General features: G+C 51.8%; 5 protein-coding genes. All 5 read right to left on the bottom strand.

Features of this window, described 5'->3' with window-relative positions:
* Window positions 1-576 (bottom strand): proline racemase family protein (locus GRP75_RS18575; protein ID WP_160790013.1); only part of this gene is annotated, 576 nt, incomplete at its 3' end.
* A complete protein-coding gene (locus tag GRP75_RS18570) occupies window positions 573-1,781 on the bottom strand; it encodes an NAD(P)/FAD-dependent oxidoreductase (RefSeq protein WP_160790012.1) in 1,209 nt (402 codons plus the stop codon). The genes GRP75_RS18575 and GRP75_RS18570, both read right to left, overlap by 4 nt.
* A 47-nt stretch (window positions 1,782-1,828) precedes the next feature.
* Window positions 1,829-3,352, bottom strand: a complete 1,524-nt coding sequence (locus tag GRP75_RS18565; protein ID WP_160790011.1) for an Ig domain-containing protein — start codon at window positions 3,350-3,352, stop codon at window positions 1,829-1,831.
* Window positions 3,353-3,421: 69 nt separating this feature from the next.
* Complete coding sequence (locus GRP75_RS18560) at window positions 3,422-4,531, bottom strand: M24 family metallopeptidase (RefSeq protein WP_160790010.1); 1,110 nt, start codon at window positions 4,529-4,531, stop codon at window positions 3,422-3,424.
* A gap of 166 nt (window positions 4,532-4,697) precedes the next feature.
* Window positions 4,698-5,301 (bottom strand): carbohydrate ABC transporter permease (locus GRP75_RS18555; protein ID WP_160790009.1); only part of this gene is annotated, 604 nt, incomplete at its 5' end.

Below are 5,301 nucleotides of genomic sequence, written 5' to 3'. Positions count from 1 at the left end.
TTTTGCCCCATTGCTCTGCTCCAGTGCAAGACCGATGGAAGCCGCCTCTACAATGCCGTAAAAGTTGCCTCCATACGCAATATCCAGCGTGACTTGCCCGATACCCTCTACCTGGACCTTCACCTCACGGCGGTACACAAAAGAAGGGATGTTTGTGAACGTCACTTGTCGCACCTTGCCCGCATCCACATCCAGCCGCACTTGAACCGGGCCTGCCGGAGTGTCCAGCAATATAGACTTTTTATCCGCAGCAATCAGCCCGCCTTCCATCAGCGCTGTACATACTCCAATCGTATCGTGACCGCACATCGGTAAATAGCCGCCAGTCTCTATAAAAACCACACCCATATCTGCACCTGGATGACAAGGTTCTGTTAAAATGCAGCCCGACATCACCTCATGCCCTCGCGGCTCGAACATCAGCAGACGGCGAAAATCATCATGATGTGCTGCCATATAAGTCATTTTTTCCAGCATCGTATGACCTACCAGCTTAGGCGCGCCGTGAATAACCGTCCGCGTCGGATTGCCTCCGGTATGGGTATCAATGGTAGTAATTCTGCCCGGTACACTCATCCGGTTACCTCCCCGTGAACCTCGTGGCTGGTAAAAGCCTCGCCAAATCGGTCATATCGCAACGGCTCCACCGGAATGCAAGTGGATTCACCCCGTACCATTTCAGTCACCAGCTTACCCGTCACCGCCGCAAGACTAATGCCATCCCCCTCATGACCAGAAGCGATATACAGCCCCGGTACTTCGTCCACTGCCGATACAATTGGCAAATGATCAGGTGTCCATGGACGCAAGCCGGTATACGCCCGCATCAGCGGGACATTGGCTAAAGCAGGAAAAAAACGAATGGCTCTGCGGGCGATTAAGCGAATCACTTGCTGATCGACACTTGTGTCCATACCGACAAACTGACGGCTGCTGCCGATCAGAATATTTTGGGATGCAGTTGGCTCGAATACTAGCGCTACACCGTATTTTTCATAAAGCTCATCCACACTCCGCTGACCGCCAAACTTGCTCATCAGATAGCCGAACTCCATTACCTTGCGGTTCCCAATGGAAGGCATTCGGGCAGACACCAGTATATGTCCTTTGCGCGGCATGATCGGAAGGTCCAAACCGAGTGAATGACCGATGCTGTGTGTCCACACACCTGCCGCCAATACCACTGCACCTGCATGGATAGCGCCATTGGGCGTCTCTACCCCGCGGACGTTCCCCCCTTCGTCCTGAAGGACAGATTGTATCGGTGTGCGGGGCATTAGCCTCGCTCCCATAAGACGCGCGGCCCCGGCTAGTGCATACGTCATCAACACCGGATTTACGGTGGAATCTGTCGCACACTCCAGTCCGCCCGGCAAATCTTTCGCTAAATGTGGCCATTCCTCTCGCAAATCCCGCTGATCCAGCATGCGAAACGGAAGTCCTTCCTGCTGCTGACGGGTTACCCATTGCTCAGCCGCTTGCATCTCCTGATCGTTTTCACAGACCAGAATACTGCCAGGCGCACGATACTCGAACTCATCCTCCACTCCCCTAGCCAGCTCTGCCACCAGCTCCTGCGATACCAACGACATTCGACTGTCAAACCCGGGCTCTTTGTCGATTGCCAATATATTTCCATCACAACGGGACGAAGTGCCTCCAGCAATCTCCCCTCGCTCAGCCAGCACGACCTTCATACCGGACTTAGCCGCATAATAAGCGATGGCTGTACCGATGATTCCACCGCCTACAATGACCAGATCCGCGGCATCATGTTTCATTCGCTTCCCCTCCCTTCGACCGTTTTAATCTGTTTGAGAGGTATTTTTTACAGCTTAAGCGTAAAGCTTTGTGTCACAGGCTTACTCAGCTCATCATAATCCCGCAGCTGTACGGTGAACGTATACGTCTTGTTGCCTGCTCCGCTGTCTGCTGTTCCGCTAATCGTTCCTGTAAAGCGGTCCAGTGTGAAGCCTGCGGGCAGTTGACCGCCTGTCACCGTCCAATCGTAAAACGGTACGCCTCCTTTGGCCTCCAGCTTGGCCGTGTACGCTTTGCCTTTGACGGGTGCTGGCAGTTCCTTCGTCATGATTTCTGGCGCGAGGAAAGGAGTCAGGTCCTTACGCAGCGGCCAGCCTGCTTTTTCTGCTACCAGTAGCGAAAGCTTCGTGTTCATCCAACGGCGGGTCGGAAACAGATGGCGCCAGCCTCCATTTTGACCGCTCAATCGGTCGACTTCTGCAAGCTCTCCAGAGAGATGATAGCTGTTATCCAGCGCGGCTGGTCTGTGCTGATAAGCCATAATATCCGGGTCATTGCCCGCCGCTTCCTTCAGCGCTTTGACACCCGGAAATGTGTCGCTGAATACAATCGCATGACCGAATTCATGCATGATCAGCCCATGCACATCCGTCACTTTGGACAGATCGGATTGATACCATTCTTCATCGTCCACGGATGTGAATGGAATCGCATCATCATAGAAATCCAGAATCAGACTATAGGAACGGTTCAGATTCCCCGGGACGGTCACACCGTTACGTGTATGATAATTGCCGTTCGTGGCCGGAAAGCCCGTAGAATAAGGCCCGTTCAGCCCTCTCATAAACACCCACATGCCTTTGTAGGGCTTATCATTTGTCACCTGTATTTCATTTTGCCAGTCGTCTCCTGGCAGATGGTTTACCTCCGCGTTGGCAGGAACCTCATCGAAAGGAGCCAGATCAAAGAAATAGAACCAGTCCTTTACCGCCAGCTCTGCGGCTTTTTTGGTAGCTGCATCATTGAAATAAGGCCTGATCGTATCGAATCTATAGTCAAAATGGAGGGGAACGGTGGGCTCTTTATTATCGTCCTGATCCAGCACGCGAATCGGAATGGACTGAGTAGTCGTGTGACCATCATTTCCAGCAACGGACATAGACAGCGTGTAGTTCTCTATTTCACCGTTTCCTCCAATCCGGTCAGGATGGATGGCTAGCCGAAAATCTTTTTCCTCCTGTGCATTGGCAAAAGTCAGCGTTTTGCTTGCACCTTGCGCTGACAACGTACTTGGCAGATCCATCATCAGCCGGGACGTGCCCTGCGCATTTAACGTAACCGTTAACGGAAAAGCGGCATCCGCTGGCGGCTTCACTTTTAGCTTCACATACGGGTTCGCCAGATATCCTTGCCAATCAACCAGATCTATTCCATAATCGTTCACCGTCCGACTAAAGATGTCGATGACTTTTACATCCGACTCCGCCTCGGCATAAGCCTGTTGACCCGGAATAGTGGGTGTCAAAGCCACTATGAGAGAAGCCGCCAGCGCAGTCAGCCATATTTTGGTGTGCCTTTTATGCGTGTTCATTTGATCCCCTCCATCTCATTTTTGAATGACTTGCAAACTATGGACAGTTACCTATAACGCCACTGCGTTTTATAATAAAAGCAGTTCCTTAGGCGAAGAGGTCAGTACCTTGACACCGTCATCTGTGATCAGCACATCGTCCTCAATGCGAACCCCGCCGAAGCCTGGGATATAAATTCCCGGTTCCACGGTAATGACGTGACCCGGTACGAGCACCGACTTGCTTTCGCGGGACAGCCGTACCTGCTCGTGAATTTCCAGACCAAAACCGTGGCCCAGCCCGTGACCGAACTGCTCCCCATAGCCGTAAGAAGCAATCACATCCCGCCCCAGACTGTCTCCCTCCCGACCGCTTATGCCGGGACGAAGTCCTGCAATCGTCTTCATATTTGCTTCCAGCACAATGGCATACAATTTCTCATGTCGTTCTGAGGGCTGGCCTACGAATACGGTACGCGTGATATCGGATAGATAACCACGCACATTTGCGCCAAAATCCATTGTGACGAACTCGTTCTGACCAATTTCCTTGTCACTGGCCAGCCCGTGCGGCAGCGCCGAACGCTCACCTGAAGCGACAATGAACGCAAAACCGCCTGATTCCGCGCCTGCGAGCCGAAGCTGATATTCCAGCTCTGCCGCAATCCGCCGCTCTGTAACCCCAGGCTGAATACAATTCAGCACCTCCGTGAAGGCGGCATCGGTAATACGCGCAGCTTCGCTAATGGTGCGAATCTCTTCTTCGTCTTTCACATCGCGCAGCCGTTCAATGACATCCTCCGTTTGTACGTACTCCAACGAGCCCAGCGCGGCTTGTAGCTGTCCCGACTGTTGAAGTGAAACATGCCCGCTCTCCAAACCCAGTCTGTGGACACCCAATTTACTTGTGAGATCGGCCACGGTTTGGAAGATTTGCGCCTCATGCCGAATCACTGAATATTCCACTGCCTGATCTGTTGCCTGCATCATATAGCGGAAATCCGTCACTAAAAAAGCCTCTTCCTGCGTAACAAGTGCAATTCCAGCGGAGCCTGTAAATCCGGTCATATATCTTCGATTAGGCCCATGTGTAATAAGCAGTGCATCTATCCCTAGAGCCGGGAATTCCGAGCGTAACCGGGCCAGTCTGCCTGGAACACCCTGTAACGGTTTTGTCTTTTGACTCTCTTCCTCTTTCACTCGTACGCCTCCTTATTCCACATCTCTTTTCAGGGCATATGCCTTAGAACATACTCTCCACTTGCTTTTGAACACATGTATGCTCTTCTCGCTGCCGCTTTCCCGTAAGTCCTGCACCCAATTCTCCGTCTCTTTTTCAAGCACACCAGCGCGTCTCAGCTTCCTTTTAGCCTTTTATCCCTGTCAATGTGATGCCTTCGATAAAATAGCGCTGTCCGATAAAAAATATCAGGACGATGGGAGCCAAAATTGTGCTGGAAGCCGCCATCAGGTAAGGCCAGTTGGTATTGTTCAATCCCCGAAAAGTCGCTAGCCCCAGCGCTAGCGTAAAATGCTTTTCGTCACTTAAGTAAATAATCGGGCCCAAAAAATCATTCCACACATCAATAAATGTAAATATTCCGATCACGATCAATGCAGGCGAAGATAAAGGAATAATGACGCGCCATAGTACAGTCAGAGGCGTACCTCCGTCCATATAAGCCGCTTCGTCCAAATCGCGTGGAATCGTCAGCATGAATTGTCGCATCAAAAAGATGTTAAACGCCCCTCCACCGAACCATGCAGGAACAATCAGCGGCAGAAATGTATTCAGACCGCCCAGCTCACGCCACATCACGAAAGTGGGAATTAGCGTCACCGCGTAAGGCAGCATCATCGACCCGATCAGCAGAGAAAAGATCAGATTACGTCCAGGCCAGCGTAGGCGGGCAAAAGTAAACGCCGATACAATCGAGGTCAACATCACTCCTGCCAGCACACATACCTCA

The sequence above is a fragment of the Paenibacillus sp. OT2-17 genome (genome assembly GCF_009827695.1).
Classification (GTDB): domain Bacteria; phylum Bacillota; class Bacilli; order Paenibacillales; family Paenibacillaceae; genus Paenibacillus; species Paenibacillus polymyxa_B.
The sequence above is the reverse complement of the archived record's forward strand: the minus strand, read 5'-3'. Positions and strand labels throughout refer to the sequence as shown.

Coding starts and splice junctions, on each gene's coding strand:
- GRP75_RS18565 (WP_160790011.1), bottom strand. CDS start 3,352: ATGAACACGCATAAAAGGCACACCAAAATATGGCTGACTGCGCTGGCG.
- GRP75_RS18570 (WP_160790012.1), bottom strand. CDS start 1,781: ATGAAACATGATGCCGCGGATCTGGTCATTGTAGGCGGTGGAATCATC.